This window comes from Acetanaerobacterium sp. MSJ-12 (genome assembly GCF_018917875.1).
GTDB lineage: Bacteria > Bacillota > Clostridia > Oscillospirales > Ruminococcaceae > Bittarella > Bittarella massiliensis.
Window position 1 is genome coordinate 139,256 of the sequence record NZ_JAHLPK010000005.1, and the last position, 19,409, is coordinate 158,664.

Annotated in this window: 18 protein-coding genes and 1 tRNA gene; 13 read left to right on the forward strand and 6 right to left on the reverse strand. The window is 65.5% G+C overall.

The window, feature by feature from the left end:
- Positions 1-408 precede the first annotated feature (408 nt).
- Positions 409-484, reverse strand: a tRNA-Thr gene (locus KQI11_RS07365).
- Positions 485-625: 141 nt separating this feature from the next.
- Between KQI11_RS07365 and KQI11_RS07370 the strand changes: the two genes are divergently transcribed.
- Positions 626-1,459 (forward strand): SGNH/GDSL hydrolase family protein, encoded by an 834-nt coding sequence (locus KQI11_RS07370; RefSeq protein WP_216401652.1) that lies wholly within the window; start codon positions 626-628, stop codon positions 1,457-1,459.
- A 39-nt stretch (positions 1,460-1,498) separates the two neighbouring features.
- On the forward strand, positions 1,499-1,852 hold the full coding sequence (locus KQI11_RS07375) for a hypothetical protein (protein ID WP_185916179.1): 354 nt from the start codon (positions 1,499-1,501) through the stop codon (positions 1,850-1,852).
- 1,559 nt (positions 1,853-3,411) lie between these two features.
- Here the strand turns inward: KQI11_RS07375 and KQI11_RS07380 are convergent.
- Positions 3,412-3,630 carry a hypothetical protein gene (locus tag KQI11_RS07380; protein WP_216401653.1) on the reverse strand — a complete coding sequence of 73 codons (219 nt, stop codon included), beginning with the start codon at positions 3,628-3,630 and terminating at the stop codon, positions 3,412-3,414.
- A 46-nt stretch (positions 3,631-3,676) separates the two neighbouring features.
- Positions 3,677-4,768, reverse strand: coding sequence for a hypothetical protein (locus tag KQI11_RS07385; protein WP_216401654.1), 1,092 nt, complete (start codon positions 4,766-4,768; stop codon positions 3,677-3,679).
- A 199-nt stretch (positions 4,769-4,967) separates the two neighbouring features.
- On the opposite strand from KQI11_RS07385, the gene KQI11_RS07390 reads away from it, so the two are divergent.
- The 10 genes from KQI11_RS07390 (at position 4,968) to KQI11_RS07435 (ending at position 13,740) form a co-directional block, all read left to right on the forward strand.
- Positions 4,968-5,267: a YabP/YqfC family sporulation protein gene (locus tag KQI11_RS07390; RefSeq protein WP_021658386.1), complete on the forward strand. Its 300-nt coding sequence runs from the start codon at positions 4,968-4,970 to the stop codon at positions 5,265-5,267.
- 21 nt (positions 5,268-5,288) lie between these two features.
- Positions 5,289-6,464 carry a sporulation protein YqfD gene (locus tag KQI11_RS07395; protein ID WP_216401655.1) on the forward strand — a complete coding sequence of 392 codons (1,176 nt, stop codon included), beginning with the start codon at positions 5,289-5,291 and terminating at the stop codon, positions 6,462-6,464.
- A 281-nt stretch (positions 6,465-6,745) separates the two neighbouring features.
- Positions 6,746-7,720: a PhoH family protein gene (locus tag KQI11_RS07400; RefSeq protein ID WP_216401656.1), complete on the forward strand. Its 975-nt coding sequence runs from the start codon at positions 6,746-6,748 to the stop codon at positions 7,718-7,720.
- Between the two features lie 72 nt (positions 7,721-7,792).
- Positions 7,793-8,293 (forward strand): rRNA maturation RNase YbeY, encoded by a 501-nt coding sequence (ybeY, locus tag KQI11_RS07405; protein WP_044991953.1) that lies wholly within the window; start codon positions 7,793-7,795, stop codon positions 8,291-8,293.
- A 2-nt stretch (positions 8,294-8,295) separates the two neighbouring features.
- Positions 8,296-8,781 (forward strand): diacylglycerol kinase family protein, encoded by a 486-nt coding sequence (locus KQI11_RS07410; protein ID WP_216401657.1) that lies wholly within the window; start codon positions 8,296-8,298, stop codon positions 8,779-8,781.
- A 9-nt stretch (positions 8,782-8,790) separates the two neighbouring features.
- Positions 8,791-9,702 (forward strand): GTPase Era, encoded by a 912-nt coding sequence (gene era / locus KQI11_RS07415; protein WP_021659323.1) that lies wholly within the window; start codon positions 8,791-8,793, stop codon positions 9,700-9,702.
- Positions 9,703-9,862: 160 nt separating this feature from the next.
- The gene (locus KQI11_RS07420) at positions 9,863-10,024 is read left to right on the forward strand and encodes a hypothetical protein (RefSeq protein WP_216401658.1); all 162 of its coding nucleotides are present in this window, start codon (positions 9,863-9,865) and stop codon (positions 10,022-10,024) included.
- The gene (gene recO / locus KQI11_RS07425) at positions 9,972-10,721 is read left to right on the forward strand and encodes a DNA repair protein RecO (RefSeq protein WP_082671823.1); all 750 of its coding nucleotides are present in this window, start codon (positions 9,972-9,974) and stop codon (positions 10,719-10,721) included. The genes KQI11_RS07420 and recO overlap by 53 nt, the downstream gene beginning before the upstream one ends.
- Positions 10,722-10,800: 79 nt before the next feature.
- Positions 10,801-13,155, forward strand: coding sequence for an endonuclease MutS2 (locus tag KQI11_RS07430; protein ID WP_216401659.1), 2,355 nt, complete (start codon positions 10,801-10,803; stop codon positions 13,153-13,155).
- Positions 13,156-13,182: 27 nt separating this feature from the next.
- Positions 13,183-13,740 carry a hypothetical protein gene (locus KQI11_RS07435; RefSeq protein WP_216401660.1) on the forward strand — a complete coding sequence of 186 codons (558 nt, stop codon included), beginning with the start codon at positions 13,183-13,185 and terminating at the stop codon, positions 13,738-13,740.
- Between the two features lie 728 nt (positions 13,741-14,468).
- Here the strand turns inward: KQI11_RS07435 and KQI11_RS07440 are convergent.
- Positions 14,469-14,909, reverse strand: coding sequence for a GNAT family N-acetyltransferase (locus KQI11_RS07440; RefSeq protein WP_216401661.1), 441 nt, complete (start codon positions 14,907-14,909; stop codon positions 14,469-14,471).
- A gap of 216 nt (positions 14,910-15,125) precedes the next feature.
- On the opposite strand from KQI11_RS07440, the gene putP reads away from it, so the two are divergent.
- Positions 15,126-16,568, forward strand: coding sequence for a sodium/proline symporter PutP (gene putP, locus KQI11_RS07445; protein ID WP_438820888.1), 1,443 nt, complete (start codon positions 15,126-15,128; stop codon positions 16,566-16,568).
- Between the two features lie 969 nt (positions 16,569-17,537).
- On the opposite strand, the gene KQI11_RS07450 is transcribed toward putP, so the two are convergent.
- Together KQI11_RS07450 and pdxR are read right to left on the reverse strand one after the other, a co-directional pair.
- Positions 17,538-17,867, reverse strand: a complete 330-nt coding sequence (locus KQI11_RS07450; protein ID WP_216401663.1) for a rhodanese-like domain-containing protein — start codon at positions 17,865-17,867, stop codon at positions 17,538-17,540.
- A gap of 71 nt (positions 17,868-17,938) precedes the next feature.
- On the reverse strand, positions 17,939-19,306 hold the full coding sequence (gene pdxR, locus KQI11_RS07455; RefSeq protein WP_216401664.1) for a MocR-like pyridoxine biosynthesis transcription factor PdxR: 1,368 nt from the start codon (positions 19,304-19,306) through the stop codon (positions 17,939-17,941).
- Positions 19,307-19,409 lie beyond the last annotated feature (103 nt).

Here is a 19,409-nt window from a genome sequence, read left to right on the forward strand (position 1 = left end):
CTCGCTGGACACAGTTGTGGGAAGCGCTGTCAAAAGAGGCGGCCATTTAAAAGGCAGGTGCGGGGCAAACCGGATTTCACAGGGCGAGGTCGACACTGGGGGAAGGTGGATTGCCGCTGAAAAATGTTAAAAAGGCCCGGAACGGGTGAAGACAAAAACAAAATGCACCCCGCGAAGGGAAGTGCGTTTTGGGCGCGATGACCGACTGCTGGGAGGTGTTGCTGAAGTAGGTACCCGGCGCTTAGCGCGAGTACAAACCAAAATAAAAGAAAAAGCCCCAAACGCGATTTTTGCGTTGGGACCCTCGACTGGATCTAAATTGCAAAAAGGATGTCCAGCTCTCAGTGCGAGCGCTTCGATTCAAGCAAAAGAAAAGAGCCCGAACGCGCATTGCGTCCAGACCCAATCTGGAGCTACTGGCCGGACTCGAACCGGCGGCCTGCGCATTACGAGTGCGCTGCTCTACCAACTGAGCCACAGTAGCATCGGTTTGCCGGCCGAAGTCGGCGCTATCTATTATCGCGTATTTTTTTGCTTTCGTCAAGGGGCAGGGGTTTAAAAATGGAGAGCAATCGTATATAATAAGCATGTCAGACCAACCATTTCCAGTTGAGCGGAGGGCCCCATGCGCAGACGATCCAAGCTCTTTTCGACCCCTCAAGTGCATATCGTCCCCAAGGGGGGGCGCGCCCGGCGCGCGCTGGTCCTCTCTTTGGGGGCGTTTCTCTGTGTCTGCCTGGCCGCCCTTTTCTGGCCCCGGGGGGAGGGGCAGAAAAACCCCAAACAGGGCGAGGCCAACGCCTACCGGCAGGACGGCGGCTCCAGCGCTTCCACCGCCGTGGGGGGAGAGGAGGGATTTGTCCCCCTGCTCCCCCTGCGGGACGCCCAGCGGGCGCGCTACTTTAAAGACGCCGTCTTTGTGGGCGACGGGCTCACCGCCCAGCTGGCCGGGGCGGGGGCCTTTGGGGGGAACGGCACCTTCCTCTCCTCCGAGCGGCTCAACCCCACCCTGCTGCAGTCGGGGCGCCTCTTTTCTGCCGGAGGGGCAGAGGAGGCCACCGCCCTGGCGGCCATCAAGGCGGCCGATCCGGGCAAGATCTACCTGCTGGTGGGGGCCAACGGGGTGTCCTGGCTCTCGGCCGAGGACATGGTCAAATCCCTGGGCGACTTTGTCGATCGGCTGCGCCAGCAACACCCCAAGGCGACCATCGTCCTCTCGACCCTGCCCTATTTTGACGCCGCCACCCAGGGGGATCACCCCAACTACCAAAACACCAAGGTGGAGGAGTACAACCGCCAACTGAGCGCCCTCTGCGCCGAAAAAGAGGTCTATCTGCTGGACAGCGCCCAGGTGCTTTCGGGGGCCCATGCCGTGGGGCTGCGGGACGGCTCCCTCACCCTGGCCGACGGGGCGGCCGACGCCTGGGCCGACTACATCTTTACCCACACAGCCGGGTGAGCCGGCTGCCCAAACACTTGTTTTGAGAGAGGGAAGACCATGACCTTTGAATGCTGGTCCATCATCATTATCGTCTGCGCCATCTGCGTGATCGAGGTGCGCACCGGCCGCAACAACTACGCCCTGCCGGTGATCCCCATCGTCATCGTCCCCGCCGCCCACCTGTTGGGGATGGCGTTCTCCACCCGTCTGGCGCGCCTGGTGGGGGCGCTGCGGCCGATGCAGTGGTATTTGATTTTGATGGTGGTGGCCCTGGCCCTGGCCTGCGGGCTGATCGCCCTGCTGTCTCAGGCCATCCTCTCCAAGCGCACCCGCAACGCCCACCTGATTTTGGGCATCGGCTTCTCGGTGATCCTGGCCCTGATTTTGATTTTGGACACCATCTCCCTCTAGCGCGCCAACCGCTTTGAAAATTTGCCCCCGACCCTCTCGTGGCCGGGGGTTTTTTGCGCGCAGGAGAGGGGGAAAGAGGATGCGCTCGGTTTTTCTCTCCGGCGGTTCGTCTTCCAGGGAGAAAGGAAGGCGGGCAGAGGGGAGTGCCCTTTTGAGGAGGGGTGTGCCTGTCCATCGGCATTTTCTCGACGGTGCCTCTCTTTGTCTGAGAGAGGGGAGGAGGGGGAGAAAAATTGTCTCGCCAACGCGTGGGAGGGTCTGCCTATCGATGGCCGCCTGTGCGACCTTTTGCCTTGGGAAAGGGGGAGCAGGCGGAGGCGAAAGCGCCCTCTATGACGCAGAGAGGGCTATCTGACGGTGTTCTTTCGTCCGCGTGCTCTTTTGTCTGGGAAGGGGAAGAGAGGGCGGGGGTGAACGGTCTCGCCAACGCGCAGGAGGGTCTGCCTATCGATGGCCGCCTGTGCGACCTTTTGCCTTGGGGAAGGGGGAGCAGGCGGAGGCGAAAGCGCCCTCTCTGGCGCAGAGAGGGGCTATCTGACGGTGTTCTCCCGACCGTGTGCTCTTTTGTCTGGGAAGAGGAAGAGAGGGCGGGGGTGAGCGATCTCGCCAACGCGTGGGAGGGTCTGCCCATCCGCGGCCGCCTGTGCGACCTTTTGCCTTGGAAAAGGGGGAGCAGGCGGAGGCGAAAGCGGCCTCTCTGGCGCAGAGAGGGCTATCTGACGGTGTTCTTTCGTCCGCGCGCTCTTTTGTCTGGGAAGGGGAAGAGAGGGCGGGGGTGAGCGGTCTCACCAACGCGCGGGAGGGCCTGCCCATCGATGGCCGACTGTATGCCTTTTTGCCTTGGGAAAGGGGGAGCAGGAGGAGGCGAAAGTATCCTCTCTGGTGCAGGGAGAACCTATCCGACGGTGTTCTCCCGGCTGCGCGATTGTTCTGGGGAGGGGAAAGGGGGAGAGGGGTGCACCTTTTGGCCCCAGGGGACGGCTTATTCGCCGATGCTTTTTTCGCGCTGTGGCCCTTTGGTGAGCAGAGGGGGAAGGCAGTCGGCGGGCTGTTTCCCACTGGTGGGCGGCAAGTGGCAGGAGCAGTTTTCCCCCTGTCTTGCCCCGCCTGCTCTTTTGGAAGCCATTCTGCCCGCGATCCAAAGGGTGGGTCGGTGGGGAGAGATCCCTTTGAGTAGGGGGCTGCCCTGCGCCTCTCGCTGTCCCCCCGCCCCGTCGTTTTGGGGTGGGGTATTTGCCGCTGCTGCTCCCTGCCCTCTCCGCCCGGAGCGCTGCGGGCGGGGGAAGGCGCCTGCTGTTTGCGGGGCGGTCTGCGGGCTTTTGCCCCCGGCGCTCGGCGGTGGTCCACGCCCTTTTGAGGGCGGTTTTGCGGCGATTTTCCAAGCGGATTCACCGGCAGACCCGGGAGGCAATTTCTTTCAGGGGGAGGGATTTGGAGGGAGGATGAAAAGGAAGGATAGGAGCGCCGCCTCCCGGCCGTATCCGCGGCGGTGGGGACAAAAAAACGGCCCGCGCCCGGTGGGGGGCGGAGCCGTCGGCGCGATTTGATTGGGGGCGGGCCTAGAGGGAGAAGTCCTCGGGCGAGAAGCGGGGCTTGGGCGGCCGGGGCCGCGGCTCCCTTTTGAGGGGGTCGTAGAGGAATTTTTTGCAGGAGTAGTAGGGGGAGACCACCCCTTTTTTGATGCAGAGGACCATCTGTTCCCCCGGCGCGGCCTTGCCGTGCTGGCAGTAGATGCAGTTGGGCTCGATCTTCTTTCCGAACAGTTTGGGCCGAAACACGGCGCTCCCCCCTCTCGTCTTTTTACCTATTGTAACAAGGAGGGGCCTATTTGTCCAGCAGCACCCGGCTCTTGCGGGAGAGGGTGAAGAGGGCCGCCAGGCAGAACAGCAGCAGTAAAACCGAGGTGAGGGGGGCGTTGACCGCCCCGTCCAGCCGGGGCGGGGTGGAGGAGAAAAAGACGTCTACTGCCGGGGAGGGGAGGAGCTCAAAGAAGAGAGAGAAGAGCCCCAGCACCAGCCCCCCACAGAGCAGCCGCGCCCCCAGTAGCTTGCCGATGGAGGCGAGGTCGCCCAGGCAAAACTGCATCTGGCAGACCGCCGAGAGGCCGCAAAACCCCAAGAAGAAGGCCGCCAGGTAGGGCCCCAGCCGCCCCGGCAGGGCGGCGGCGGTGAGGCAGCCGCTGGTGATTTCGAGGAGCCCGGAAAGGAGGGCCTTCCCCCCGTCGGGCAGGGGGAGGCAGCCGCCCAGCAGTTGCAGCAGGGCCGAGAAGAGGATGACGTAGCCGCAGATGGAGAGCAGCGACTGCACCGAGCTGCTCACCGCCTGTACAAAGACCGCCGAAAAGGGCTCGAACTGGCGGGGCTGATGGGCGGGGGCGCGCCCCTTCTTCCCCCTTTTGGGCCCCCGGCGGGAGAGGAGGGCCCCGGTGAGGACGGCCCCCAGCACCGAGCAGAGGTAGAGGACCGCCCCCAACTGCATGCTGTGAAACATCCCGCCCCCGACCCCGGTGATGACGAAGGCCGGGGCCGGGGCCACGCAGAAGAGGGCCAGCCGCCGGGCCTCCTCCCGGTCCAGTTCCCCCCGGTCCACCGCCCCCCGCAGCAGCTTGGGCCCCACCGGAAAGCCGCCGATCATGGCCATGGAGAAGATGGCCCCGCCCTGCCGCCCGCTGCGAAAGAGGAAGCGGCTGACGGGGGAGAAGAGGGCCTCCAGCGCCAGGGAGAGGCGGGAGCCCATGATGAGGTGGGAGACCACCAGAAAGGGGAAGAGGGCGGGGATGATGACCTGATAGCAGGAGGTGAGCCCCCGCAGGATGCCGTCCTTGGCGTAACTGCCCCGAAAGAGGATGCCCCACAGCAGGAGGATGCAGAGGCTGCCCTGCCAGAGGTCCCTCGCCCCCGCTTTGATCCGCTCCATTCGATCCGCTCCTTTTTCTTTTTTCTGCCCCTTGCCGCCCCAGCGGGCGGGGAGGGGCCTTTTTTGCGGGGCGAAGGGGGGGATGCCGCCCTCCTTTCGCCCCTGCGGCCGCCCCCGCCTGCCCCTCTTTGCGGGGGGAGGCGGGGGGCAATAATAAAAGCCGCAGCCTGTCAATATATATGAGGGGGAGGGGATCGACATGAACAGACGCAGACCCGCGGGCAAAAAGGCCGAGAAAAAGCCCTTTCGCCTGCTTGTGGATACACAGAAGCTGGCCCAGAGCGCCCACCTGACCGACAGCCGCATCGAGATACTGGGCAACACCGAGGCGGTGGTGGAGGGCTGCAAAGGGGTGCTGGAATACGACGAGAACGTCATCGTCCTCAACCTGGGGAAGATGTCGGTGAAGTTTGAGGGGGAGGACCTGAGCCTCAAGTGCATGAACGACTCCGACGCGGTGGTGGAGGGGGTGTTTGTCAGCATCGAGTACCTGCGGTGAGAAGAGAGGGGAGAGAGAAGGTTGTATCTGGTTCGATTTATCCGCTGGCTGCTGGGGACGGTCCGCTTCACCCTGCGGGGGATCTTCAGCGAGCGGTTCATCAATTTGGTCTACAAAAACGGCCTGCGCCTCTGGGGCACCCAGAAGCGGGAGGACGGCTTTGACTGCTACACCGTGGCGGGGGACTACAAGCGGATGCACCGGCTGGCCCGGGCCACCGGGGTGCGCATCCGGGTGCAGGAGAAGCGGGGCGCCCCCTTCTGGCTGCACCGCTACCGCAAGCGGGTGGGGGTGGCGCTGGGCATCCTCCTCTTCTGCCTCTTTCTGGGGTGGATGTCCCGGCTGTGCTGGACCATCGAGGTGGTGGGCAACGAGGCGGTGAGCAGCGAGCAGATCGTGCAGGCGGTGGCCGAGTCGGGGATCAAGCGGGGGGCCAACATCAAAAAGATCGACCTCAAGTCGGCCGAGGAGCGCACCATGGTGCTGCTGCCCGGCCTCTCGAGCATCTCCATCAGCAATATGGGCACCACCGTGGTGGTGGAGGTCAAGGAGGTCAGGGAGAAGCTGCCGGTGGTGGACCCCTCGCAGCCCTGCAACCTGGTGGCCGCCAAGAAGGGCCGCATCACCCGGGTGCTGGCGCTGGAGGGGAACGCCGCCGTCAAGGTGGGGGAGTACGTCACCGAGGGGCAGCTGCTGGTCACCGGGGTCTACGAGGACCGCTGGGGCAAGGCCCTCTTCAAGCACAGCCAGGGCCAGGTCTTTGCCGAGACCGAGGAGGAGGTCACCTTTGAGATCCCCCTCACCGAGCTGGTCAAGACCCCGGTGGGAAAGGTCAAAAACCGCCATGTGCTGGAGATCTTGGGCTTCAAGGTGCCCCTGTTTTTCCCCGGCAAGTTGGAGGGGGACTACCTCTCGGAGGTGGAGCGGCAGGAGCTCTCCCTCTTCGGGCTGACCCTGCCCATCACCTGGCACACCCAGCGCATCACTCCGGTGGAGGTGGGCAGCCGGGAACTGGGCGAGGAGGAGGCCCTCGGGCAGGCCCAGGCCCGCGCCCAGGAGTACGCCGACAGCCACTACCAGGGCAAGGAGGTGCAGATCCGCCAGACCGGCGGCGAGATGGGGGACGGCGCCTTTCGCGCCACCTTCACCCTCACTTGCGAGCAGGACATCGCCCAGGAACAGGCGGTGCAGCGGTAGCGGGGGACGAAATTTGGAATTTTTTCTGAAAATTTCAGAAAAAACCTGTTATATCCCCCAATTGTGTGATATAATGTGCTAGGAATATGTGAACAATTATTAGAATTTCAAACAAAACGTTCAGTTTTTATGCCATATTTTCTAAAATCCGCCCCTGAGAGGGCTATTTGGCGGCAAAGGAGCCCAATCTCCCTTGTGTCGGGCGCCTCTCTTTTGGGCCCGGGGCGGCGGCGCGCCCATTCCCCTCGCCGCAGACAGCGTTGAAAAAAAGGAAGTTTTGAATGGAAGACATCGTACTGGAAAACCTCGACCCGGTCCAGCTGGCGGCCCTCTTCGGCAACCTGGACGAGAACGCCCGCCGCATCGAGGGGCGCTTTTTGGTCAAACTCACCGCCCGGGACGGGGCCCTGCACATCACCGGGGAGAGAGAGCAGGCCCACCTGGCCCAAAAGGCGGTGGAAAACCTGCTGCTCATCCTGAAAAGCGGCACCCCGCTGGACGAACAGAACGTGGGCTACACCCTGGAGATGGTGGGCGGCGGCCTGGACGAGGCGCCCCCCCAGGCCCAGCCGGGGGTGGTCTGCCTGACGGCCAAGGGCAAGCCGGTGAAGGCCAAGACCTTCGGCCAGAAGAAATACGTCGAGGCCATCTCCAAAAACAGCATCGTCTTCGGCATCGGCCCGGCGGGCACCGGCAAGACCTACCTGGCGGTGGCCATGGCCGTAAAGGCCTTCAAGGCCGGGGACGTGAGCAAGATCATCCTCACCCGCCCGGCGGTGGAGGCGGGGGAGAAGCTGGGATTCCTCCCCGGCGATCTGCAGACCAAGGTCGACCCCTACCTGCGGCCCCTCTACGACGCCCTCTTTGAGATGCTGGGCGCCGAGAGCTTTTACAAGTACCAGGAGCGGGGGAGCATCGAGGTGGCGCCCCTGGCCTATATGCGGGGGCGCACCCTCAACGACTCCTTCATCATCCTCGACGAGGCGCAGAACACCACCCCCGAGCAGATGAAGATGTTCCTCACCCGGCTGGGGGCGGGCTCCAAGGCGGTGGTCACCGGCGACGTCACCCAGATCGACCTGCCGGAGAAGAAAAAGAGCGGCCTGGTGGTCTCGGCCGACATCGTCAAGGGCATCAAGGGGATCGAGCAGATCTACTTCACCGAGAAGGACGTGGTCCGCCACCGCCTGGTGATGGAGATCATCCGCGCCTACGAGGCGTATTACCGCCGCACCCCCGAGGGAAAAGAGGAGTAGTCCCTCCCGGCCGGGCCCTCCCCGGCGAGAGGTTCTGTGACAGGACGACAAAATAAGCGAAGGAGAATGAACATGGCTCTCGTAAAGGTATCCATCACCAACCGCCAGAAGAAGGTCAAACTGCCCTCCGGGCTGCGGCTGCTGGTCCGCCGGGCCTGCAACGCCGTTTTGACCGCCGAGAAATTTGCGGGTCCCGCCGAGGTGAGCGTCACCTTTGTGGACAACGAGCAGATCCAGGAGCTCAACGCCGAGTACCGGGGCAAGGACATCTCCACCGACGTCCTCTCCTTTCCCCTGGGGGAAAACGGCAAGTTCGACAAGAACCGGGAGACCGGCGCCTACGTGCTGGGCGACGTGGTGATCTCGGCCGAGAAGGCGGTGCTGCAAGCCGAGATCTACGGCCACTCCCTGCAGCGGGAGATCGCCTTCCTCACCGTCCACTCGATGCTGCACATCCTGGGCTACGACCACGTGGCCGGGGGGATGGAGCAGGTGCGGATGCGGGAGAAGGAAGAGGCCATCATGCTGCAGCTGGGCCTGCCCCGGGACGCCAGCTACGTCAGCGAGGAGTGATCTTGCGCCCCCACCGCCCGGCGGCCCTGGGCCGCAGCTTCGCCTGCGCCGGCCGCGGGCTCTGGCGGGCCCTGCGGGCCGAGCGCAACCTGCGCATCCATCTGGCGGCCACCGCGCTGGTCTTCTCCCTGGCCCCCTTCTACCCCTTTGACCGGGGGGACTGGGCCCTCCTCTTTCTGGCCTGCGGGCTGGTCTGGGGGGCCGAGCTCCTCAACACCGCCGTCGAGCGGCTCTGCGACCGGGTCTGCCCGGACAGGGACCGCGCCATCGGCTGGGTCAAGGACGCGGCGGCGGGCGGGGTGCTGGCCTGCGCGGTTTTTGCCGCGGGCGCGGGGGTCTGCCTCTTTGCCGACCCGGCGGGGCTTCGCGCCCTCGGGGCGGCGATCAGGACCCCGCTGGGGGCCGGGGCGGCCCTGGCCCTCCTCGCCGCGCTGGGGCTCTTTGTCCTCTGCGGCGGGAAAAGAAAAGACGATAAAACCCATTTTTAAGGAGAAAATATGACGGAACAACCAATCAGCAAATCGGTCTTTGTCAGCCTGGTGGGCAGGCCCAACGTGGGCAAGTCCTCCCTTCTCAACGCCGTGGTGGGGGAGAAGGTGGCCATCGTCTCGGACAAGCCCCAGACCACCCGCACCCGCATCACCGGGGTGCTCACCCGGGGGGCGACCCAGCTGGTCTTCATCGACACCCCGGGGCTGCACAAGGGCAAGACCAAGCTCAGCGAGCAGATGAACCGGGCGGTGACCCAGTCCATCGGTGACGTGGACGTGCAGGTGCTGGTGGTGGAGCCCGAGGGCCCCATCGGCGCCGCCGAGGAGAGCTTGCTGGCCAGCATCCGCCAGTCGGGGGCGCCGGCGATCCTCTGCGTCAACAAGGTGGACACGGTGTCAAACAAGGAGTCCCTGCTGCTGCGCACCGCCCAGTTCACCGAGAAATACCCCTTTGCCGAGGTGTTTTACACCTCCGCCCTCCAAAACGACGGGGTGGAAGAGCTGGTGCGCGCCCTGGAGGGATACGCCTCCGAGAGCCCCCACTTCTTCCCCGACGACGCCTTTACCGATCAGCCCGAGCGGGTGATCGTGGCCGAGATCGTGCGGGAGAAGATCCTGCGCAACACCGCCCAGGAGATCCCCCACGGCACCGCGGTGGTGGTGGAGAAGTTTGCCGAGCGGGAGGGCAAAAAGGATCTGGTGGACATCGACTGCACCCTCTACTGCGAGCGGCCCAACCACAAGGGGATGCTCATCGGCAAGGGCGGCTCGATGCTCAAAAAGATCCTCACCCAGTCCCGCCAGGACATCGAGGCCTTTTTGGGCTGCCAGGTCAACTTGCAGTGCTGGGTCAAGGTGAAAGAGGACTGGCGAAACAAGGACCGGCTGATCCAAAACTTCGGCCTCAAGGTCGAATAAAAGCCCTTTTGGGCGCAGAGCAGCGGCCGGGGGCCGCCAAAAATCACCCCCGGCGGCCGCCGGTTTTCCGCCAAAACGGCGAACCTGTTTTTGACAGGACTAATCTTCCCCCCAGGGGCCGATGCTAGTTTTGCAGAGGTCAAAAAAAGGGGGGGTCGCCGTGTATACCGACGAGAGCCAGCAGCTCTGGGCCCAGTTTGAGATGACCGGCAGCGTGGGGGACTACCTGCGCTACCGGCAGGCCAAGGAGCGCACCGGGGAGGTCGAAGATGGCCTATACACAGATGTGCGGGATCGTGATCCGCGAAGTGCAGGTCGGTGAGGCGGACAAGATCGTCCACCTGCTCACCGACCGGGCGGGCATCGTCTCGGCCTCGGCCAAGGGGGCCATGCGGGTCAAGAGCAAGCTCGTCAGCGCCACCGGACTGCTGACCTATTCCAGCTTTTCCCTCTACGAGGGAAAAGCGATGTACATAATCGAGGACGCCAAGGTCCTCAACCAGTTTTGGAACCTGCGAAAGGACGTGGTGGACCTCTCCACCGCCGTCTACTTTTTGGAGCTCATCCGCCGCCTGAGCCCCGACGAGCCCGACCTCTCGGGCCACCTGCGGCTGCTTTTGAACACCCTGCACTTTTTGGACGCCAAAAAGCGCGACCGGCTGCTGCTCAAGGCCCTGTTTGAGCTGCGGCTGCTGGCCATGAGCGGCTACATGCCCGATTTGGTGGGCTGCTGCCGCTGCGGCGGGTACGAGTGCGCCGGGGGGATGCTCTTCTCCCCCCAAAACGGCAACCTCCTCTGCCGCGACTGCGCCCAGCCCGGCGACGGGGGGCGGTATGTCCCCCTCTCCCCGGGGCTGCTGGCGGCCATGCGCCACATCATCTACAGCGATTTTTCGGCCCTCTTCAACTTTCGCGTCGAGCCCGAGACCGGGGCGGCCCTGGCCCGGCTGGCCGAGCAGTACCTGCTCTGCCAGACCGAGGGGGGCTTTCAGGCGCTGGACTTTTTGAAGTCCCTGTGAGGGGGCCGCCTGCGAGGACCACCCACCGGCGGCAGGGCAGAGCGCTGCCCGCCGCCGCGCCACAGTGAGGATACGACCATTGAACGCGGAAAAACACTACAAGACGCTGGAGTTCGACAAGATTTTGCTCCAGCTGCAAAAAAAGACCTTTTGCGAGAAAAACGAGACCCTCTCCTTTGAGGATCTGCTCTGCCCCTCGGCCGACGAGGCCAGGGAGGCGCTGGCGCGCACCGACGAGATGTACACCCTGCTGCTGCGCTACGGCGACCCCGGGGTGGGGCGGGTGAGCGACCTCTCCCGCCCCCTGACCCGGGCGGACAAGGGCGGGGTGCTCTCCATCAAGGAGCTTTTGGGGGTGCGCAAGCTGCTGGGCGCCTGCCGCACCGTGCAGGACTGGTACCAGAACAGCCACCAGGTGGGCAGCGGGCTGCTGGACCCCTACTTTGCCTACCTGACCTTTCACGACGGCATCTACCGCCGCCTGGGGGACGCCATCTTGAACGAGGAGGAGCTGGCCGACTCGGCCAGCTCGGAGCTGCACTCCATCCGCCGGGGGATCCTGCGGGCCCAGAACCGGGCGCGGGAGAAGCTGGAGGACATCCTCCGCTCCTCCTCCCAGCAGAAATACCTCCAGGAGGCCCTGGTCACCATGCGGGACGGGCGGTTTGTGCTGCCGGTCAAGAGCGAATTTCGCACCCAGGTGCCCGGGCTGGTGCACGACGCCTCCCAGAGCGGGGCCACCCTCTTTGTGGAGCCGATGGCGGTGGTGGACCTGAACAACGAGGTGCGGATGCTGCGGGGCAAGGAGCAGGAGGAGATCGAGCACATCCTCCAGGAGCTCACCGAGCTGGTGGTCTCCTGCAAGGCCGACCTGCTGGCCGACTACGACCTGCTGGCCGCCATCGACCTGCTGCTGGCCAAGGCCAAGCTGGCCAAGGCCCTGGACTGCACCGCCCCCGAGATGGGGGACGAGCAGCAGATCGACCTGCGGGGGGCCCGCCACCCCCTGATCGCCGCCGGGGACGTGGTGCCCATCGACATCTCCCTGGGGCGGGACTTCGACACCCTGGTCATCACCGGGCCCAACACCGGCGGCAAGACCGTCTGTCTCAAGACCCTGGGGCTCTTTGCCCTCATGGCCAAGAGCGGGCTGCTCATCCCCGCCAAGAAGGGGAGCCGGGTGGACTACTTCGCCCACGTCTACGCCGACATCGGCGACGAGCAGTCCATCGAGCAGAGCCTGTCCACCTTCTCCTCCCACATGGTCAACATCATCGGGCTGCTCAAGGAGGCGGGCCGGGGCTCCCTGGTGCTGCTGGACGAGCTGGGGGCGGGGACCGACCCCACCGAGGGGGCGGCCCTGGCCATCGCCGTGCTGGAACACCTGCGCGCGGCCCGCTGCCGCACCGCCGCCTCCACCCACTACGCGGAGCTGAAGATGTACGCCCTGAAGGAGCCGCGGGTGGAGAACGCCAGCTGCGAGTTCGACGTGGAGAGCCTGCGCCCCACCTACCGCCTCATCGTGGGGGTGCCGGGGCGCTCCAACGCCTTTGCCATCGCCGGCAAGCTGGGGATGAGCAGGATGGTGCTGGACGCGGCGCGGGGCTACATTCAAAAGGACGACATCAAGTTCGAGGACGTCATCGAGAGCCTGGAGCAGAAGCGCAGCGAGCTCACCCGCCAGTTGGAGCGGGCCGAGCAGTACGCCGCCAAGCAGAAGCGCCAGCAGGAGTACGCCGAGAAGGAGCTCTACCGCCAGCTCAAAGCGGCCAAGCAGGAGGCGGAGGAGGCCCACATCGCCGCCCAGCGGGTCATTGAGCAGACCAAGCGGGAGGCGGAGGCGGTCATCGCCGAAATCAAGGAGCGAAACCGCAAGAAGGACGCCGCCCTCACCCCCGGCGCGGTGCGCAACCGGGTGGACAAACTCTACGACGTGGCCGGCAGCCAGCCCCAGGTGGACGACCACTACACCCTGCCCCGCCCCCTGAAGGTGGGGGACGTGGTCACCCTGCGGGAGATGAACACCCCCGCCGAGGTGGTGGAGATCAAGGGCGAGGACGTGACCATCCAGACCGGGGCCATCAAGACCCGGGTGAAGATGAAGGACGTTCGCCTCTCGGGCAAGAAGATGCCCAAGAGCGGCGAGCGCAGCGCCCGCCGGGTGGCGGGCAGCAGCCAGAAGACCCGCCGCGCGGCCCTGGAGATCGACCTGCGGGGCCAGAGCGTGGACGAGGCGGTGATGGAGCTGGACGGCTTCATCGACCGGGCCGTCCTCTCGGGGATGGAGCAGATCTCCATCATCCACGGCAAGGGGACCGGGGCCCTGCGCGCCGGCATCCACAGCTACCTCAAACGGCACAAGAACGTGGCCGGGTTTCGGCTGGGCACCTTTGGCGAGGGGGAGGCGGGGGTCACCATTGCCACCCTCAAATAAAGGGCTCAAAAAAGGGAGGAATCGCCGGTGAAGATGGACACCTATCTGCAAAAGACCCTCAAGAAAATCGACCTGCCCGAGGGGGACAAGGCCCTCATCGAGGCGGACCTGCGCCGCGAGATCGAGGAGAAGCGGGCCGCCGGGATGCGGGACTGGCGCATCCGCCGGAAGATGGGGCAGCCGGTCTGCCTGGCGGCCTACTGCTACACCCTCTACGGCGACCCGGTGCAAAAGGAGATCCGCCGCCTGCAGCGCTGGACGGTGAGCCTGCGGCTGGCCACCGCCGTCTTCACCCTGTTGGCGGCCGCCTGCTACCTGCTGCGCTTCTTTGCCAGCCGGGGGACGGTGCAGGTGGCCTTCAGCGACACCGTCCTGCAGGAGGCCACCCTGCGGATGGCCCCCCTGATGCAGGTGATGGAGGGGCTGGCCCTGGGGTTTTTCTTCTCGGCGGCCATCTTCGCCCTCCTCTCCCTGCTGGCCGACCACTGCCAGCAGAAGCTGGGCGGCCAGGCGAGCCCTTCGGCGGTGCTGGAGTGGCTCCACCGCCTGGCCGGCCGGCGCAAAGAGGGGGAGAGCCGGCAGTAGGCCGAGGGGAGCTGTGTGGAGCGAAAGACCAAGAGGGTCCGGCGCGGGGTGCGCCGGGCCCTCTTTTTTATCTTGTCGGCGGGAGCCGCCGGGGGAGATGTCCCAAAAGAGGCGTCTGCTGCGGCATTGAGCAGAGCGGACTGTCAGCGGCAGAGGGGCGACCCGAAGGGGGTGTCACAAGAACGCTTCCTTTTACAGGCTACAGGGCAGGCAGTGCAAGTGCAGGGGAAGCGAAATTTCGGCGGGTCTTTGCGTGCCTGCCCGCTCCGGGCCCTTACGCGGCCGGAGCGGTCGAGCGGATGTGTGAGCGGTCGCAGCTGCCCCGTTGGCGCCCTGTCCCCCGGCTCTGCCGGAGGCGGGGTGAGAGGAAGAGCGCGAAAGGCGCAAGAGAGGGCGGCCCGGTTGGCCGGTTGGCCGGCGGCGGGCGCGGGGCAATCGATGCCCTCGGGGGCAAAGCCCGCATGGCTTCCTTTCAGGGGTGGCGCACACCGGCGGTTTGGCCGATGGCTTTGATTGGGTCGGGGGGAGAAGAAGCTCCTTGGGCGCTGCCGGGGGCGACGCCGAGGGGACTGCATTTGGGAGTGCGGGCGCGGGCAGACTTTTTCCACCTGCAGGCTGGCGGAGAGGGAGGGGTGGTGCCCTGTCGGCCGCTGGGGTGGACAGATGGAGAAAGCGGCGGCCGGCCCGGGTGGGCTGACCGCCGCTTTTGGCGCTCTGGAGAGGGAAAGTCAGTTGGGTTTGACCATGCAGCGGTAGGGGAGGAACTGAAAGCCCTGCCGCCCGTAGAGGCGGATGGCCCCCTCGTTCTCGGCGGTCACATCCAGCCGGAAGGCCGCCGCCTCGCGGTACTCGGTGAAGAGCCAGTCAAAAAAGGCCCGGCCGAGCCCCCTGCCCTGAAAGGCCGGGTCGACGTAGAGCTCCTCCAGCAGCACCAACAGGCCGCCATACTCGCAGGTGTGGGAGAGGGAGAGCAGGGCGTAGCCCACGGGGGCGCCCCCCTCCTCCAGCAGCAGGCCCCGCACATAGGGGCTTTTTTCCATCGCCAGCGCGAAGGTCTTCTCCCGGTGGACGTCGGGGATGTCGTGATCGGTGGCGTCGGTGTGGTAGAAGGCCCGCGAGAGGGTGAGAAATGTGTCTCGATCTGCATGGGCGAAGTCTCGTATATTCATTTTTTGCCCTCCTTTTCGGCATTCGACCGCCATTATACCACAGGTTTTACAATATTCCAAATCGAACATTGCGGTTGGGTTCAAAAAAAGGTATAATACAAATATCTCTGCGCCGGGCCCTCGGGTCCGGGCGCGGCAACGATCTGAAAAGAGGGGGATTTTTCTGTGGAAGTCAGTGTCACCACACTGATCACCTTCGTTCTCTACCTGCTGTTGATGGTGGGGATCGGGGTGTTCTTTTTCAACAAATCAAACAACCTGTCCGACTACTTTTTGGGCGGGCGGGGCCTGGGCAGCTGGGTCACCGCCATCAGCGCCCAGGCCTCGGACATGAGCGGGTGGCTGCTCATGGGGCTGCCCGCGGCGGCCTACATCTCGGGGCTCTCGGCCTCCTGGATCGCCATCGGCCTGGGGCTGGGCACCTACCTCAACTGGAAGGTGGTGGCCGGGCGGCTGCGCAGCTTTACCGAGCTGTCGGGCGACGCCATCACCATCCCCGAGTACCTGGAAAACCGCTTTATGAGCAAGTCCAAGGTGCTGCGGCTGTGCTGTGCGGTCATCATCTTCGTCTTCTTCCTGGTCTACACCGCGTCGGCCTTTAACGCCGGAGCCAAACTCTTCATGTACGTGCTGGGGATGGACAGCTATGTGGCCGCCCTCACCATCGGCGCGCTCATCATCATCGCCTACACCTTCTTGGGGGGCTTTTTGGCCGTCTGCTGGACCGACCTGATCCAGGGCATCCTCATGTTCTGCGCCATTGTGCTGGTGCCGGTGCTGGCGGTGCTGAACGTGCCCGACTTCTCCCTCTCCACCCTGACATCCATCGCCGGGGGGAGTTTCACCAGCTTCTTCAACAGCCCCCAGGGGGCCCTCTCCTTCACGGCCATCATCTCCAGCCTGGCCTGGGGGCTGGGCTACTTTGGGATGCCCCACATCCTCACCCGCTTCATGGCCATCAAGAGCCGCTCCCTCATCAAGCGCTCCCGCCTCATCGCCATGATCTGGGTGGTCATCTCCCTGACGGCGGCGGTGGTCATCGGCATGGTGGGGTATGTCTACCTGACCCAGGAGGGGATCGTCTACGCCGACAGCGCGGCGGCCGAGGTCATCTTCATGCAGATGGTGGGCCGGCTGGCCCCGGGGCTGCTGGCGGGGGTGCTGCTCTCGGCCATCCTCGCGGCGGTGATGAGCACCGCCGACAGCCAGCTGCTGGTCACCGCCTCGGCGGTCTCCAACGACTTTTACAAGCCCCTGCTGCGCCCCCAGGCCAGCGACAAGGAGCTGATGTGGGTCAGCCGGGGGGCGGTCATCGCCGTGTCGGTGCTGGCCTACCTGCTGGCGCTGGACCCCACCAGCTCGGTGATGGGGCTGGTCTCCTACGCCTGGGCCGGGTTTGGCGCGGCCTTTGGGCCGGTGATCCTGCTCTCCCTCTTCTGGAAGCGGATGACCCTCAAGGGCGCCATCGCCGGGATGGTCTCGGGCGGCGCCGTGGTGCTGCTGTGGGAGAACCTGCCGGTCTGCAAGGCCACCGGCCTCTACTCGCTGATCCCCGGGTTCTTCCTGGCCCTGGCGCTGGTGGTGGTCGTCTCCCTCTGCGACAAGGCGCCGGGCAGAGAGGTGACCGACCTCTTCGAGCGGGCCTCCAAGGCGCGGTAGACAAGCGGAATCAAAATGAAAGAGAGCCAGTCCCTGCGGGGGCTGGCTTTTTTTGTTGGGTTGTGGGAGGAGGGGGCGTCGGCCGGGAAGGGAAGGGACGGGTCTCTGCCCCCCTGTGGTGGGGGAGGGGAAGGAAAAACAGGCAGGGGTCCGGCCGAGTGGTTTGGGTGGAGCTGGGGTGCGGGGAAGGGGGTACCCGGTGGTCGGGCGGCCGAGTCTTTGCCGGTTGGCCGCGGATGGGCTGTGGGGGACCGGCGCTGGGTGGAGAGAGGTCCCTCTGCTGCCGGTTGGGCGGGGGCTTGGCAGTGTGTCCCGGCGGGTGAGCGGCTTTGCGCAGGAGGAGCTGTTCTGCGGCCAGGTGGTCGCTTGCAGTTGATTTGCCACAGGCGCGGGGAATTGGTGCTGGTGGGGAAAGGAGCCACCGCTGCCGGGTTGGGCGGGCACTTGGTCACAGAACACGGACAGGGATGTGGTTTGGCGTAGGGGAAGCTGTTTTGCCGCCGGGAGCCCCTTTTGGCCGGTTTGTCACGGACAGTGCAGAAAATCGGTGTTGGTTGGAAGAGGAGCCCAGTCGCTGCCAATGGGGGGATATTTGTCCACAGGGCCCGAGTGGGCAGGAGGTCTTTCGGGGAAGAGTCTTCCCGGTGGTCGGGCGGCCCTTTTTGTCCGTTTGCCGCAGAGAAGTGCGGGGAACAGATGGCGGTTGGGACACCCCTTTTTCTCTGCCGGTCGGGTTGTGGGGAAAAAGGATGTTTTTCTGATGCGGGAGCTGGGTCTTGAAAGGGGACTTGCCCGCCGTGCCAGAGCTTTCACGGGGGCGCGAGGGGCGCAGGCGGGGATGTGTTGGCCGGGCGCGGGGAGTATGCTGCCCGGGTGCGCGCCGGGCGGCAAGAGACGCCCCCGGACAGGCGGCAAGCAGTCGGCTGTCCGGGGGCGTTCGCTGTGCAGATAGGGACTTGGCGGCGGGCCCTACCTGCCGGACACCGTGTCGTAGGGCCAGCGGTCGATCCCGCCGAAGTGGCAGACCCGGCGGTAGCCCAGGCCGGCCAGCAGGGCGCTGGCCCGCAGGCTGCGCACCCCGATCTGGCAGTAGACCAAAAGCAGGGCGTCCTTGTTGGGCAGCAGGGTGGGGGCCTGCTCCACCAGTTTTTCCAGGGGCAGGTTGAGGGCCCCGGGGATGTGCCGGGAGCGGTACTCCTGCGGGCCCCGCACGTCGAGGATCACCGCCTCGGGGTGGGCCTGCATCAGGGCCCGGGCCGCCTGGGGGGTGATGTCCTGAAACAGCTCTTGTTGCGGCATGTATACGCCTCCTCTCTCCTATGGCTGCCCCCATTCTATGCGGCGGCGAGGAAAAGGGGACGAAAGGGGGGCTAGGGCAGCCAGCAATCTCGCAGGGCGGCCACCGCCGGGGCGATCTCCTCCCGGGGGATGGCGGAGATGGAGAAGAGCACCTGGGGGCGTTCCCCCGGGGTCAAGGGGGGCACCGGGCGCAGTTTGACCCCGGCGGCCAGGGCCCGCTGGCAGAGGGAGGCGGCGCTCTCCCCCAGCTCCAGCCGGGCGGTGAGCTGGAGGGCGCTGGCAAAGCTGCCGGGGCGGCAGAGGGGGCCGAAGGAGGCGGCGAGGCACTGGCGCAGCAGCCGGCTCTTCTCGGCGTAGAGGCGGCGCATCCGCCCGATCTGGCGGGCCAGGTGGCCGTCGGCGATCAGCCCCGCCAGGGCCAACTGCTCCAGGGTGGAGCAACTGGGGTTGTAGCGGCCCTTGAGGGGGAGGTAGCGCGCCAGCAGGGGCTGGGGCAGGGCCATGTAGCTGATGCGGATGGAGGGGAGCAGCAGCCGGGAAAAGGAGCCCAGGTAGACCACCCGGTCGTTCTCGGCCAGCCCCTGCAGGGCGGGCACCGGCTGTTTGGCGTAGCGGAACTCGCCGTTGTAGTCGTCCTCCAACAGGTAGGTGCCGGTTTGCTGGCACCAGGCCAGGAGGCGGAGCTTCTCCCCGGCGGCGAGGGGGCGGCCCCGGTAGGGGGAGGAGGGGTTCAGGTAGATGGCGGGGTAGGGGCTCTCCCGGCGGGCGAGGAGCTTTTCCAGGGAGAAGGGCTCGGCGGGGAAGCCGTGGTCGAAAAAGACCTGTTCGGCCTGCAAAAAGCCCGGGTGCTCCACCCCGATGGGCCGCCCGTCCCGCCCCAGCAGGGTGCAAAAAATCTGCAGCAGGCTCTGCACCCCGGCCCCCACCACCAGGCTCTCGGGGGTGCAGACGGCCCCGCGGGAGCGGCGGGTGTACTCGCAGAGGGCCCGGCGGAGGGCGGGTTCCCCCTGGCTGTCGCCGTAGCTGGTCATGGCGGCCTGGGTCTCCAGCGCCCGGCCCAGGTAGCGCTTCCAGAGGCGGCGGTCAAAGAGGGAGGCGTCTACCGCGCTGGCGGCAAAGTCGTAGCGCACGGGGGAGGCGGGGACGGCGGCGGGCCCGGCGGACCCGGACGGGTGGAGGGGGGGCACCGCCCCCAGGGGGGAGACGGTGTAGCCGCTGCCCGGGCGGCTGGCGATATAGCCCTCGGCCAGGAGCTGGGCGTAGGCGCTCTCCACCGTGGTCTTGCTGACCTCCAAGCTGGCGCTGAGGGCGCGGATCGAGGGGAGCTGCGCCCCGGCGGGGAGCTGCCCGGCCGCCACCGCCCGCCGCACCGCCCCGGTGAGCTGGGAGTAGAGGGGCTCCGGCTTGGCGCGGTCCACTGCGAAAACAAAACTCTCCATTGCAAACTGTCCTTACTAAAAATAATAAAACTGTATATTTTCAAGGGAACAGTATGATTGTACAATGACCCCATACCAAATGCAACCCCCGCCTTGGGGGCGA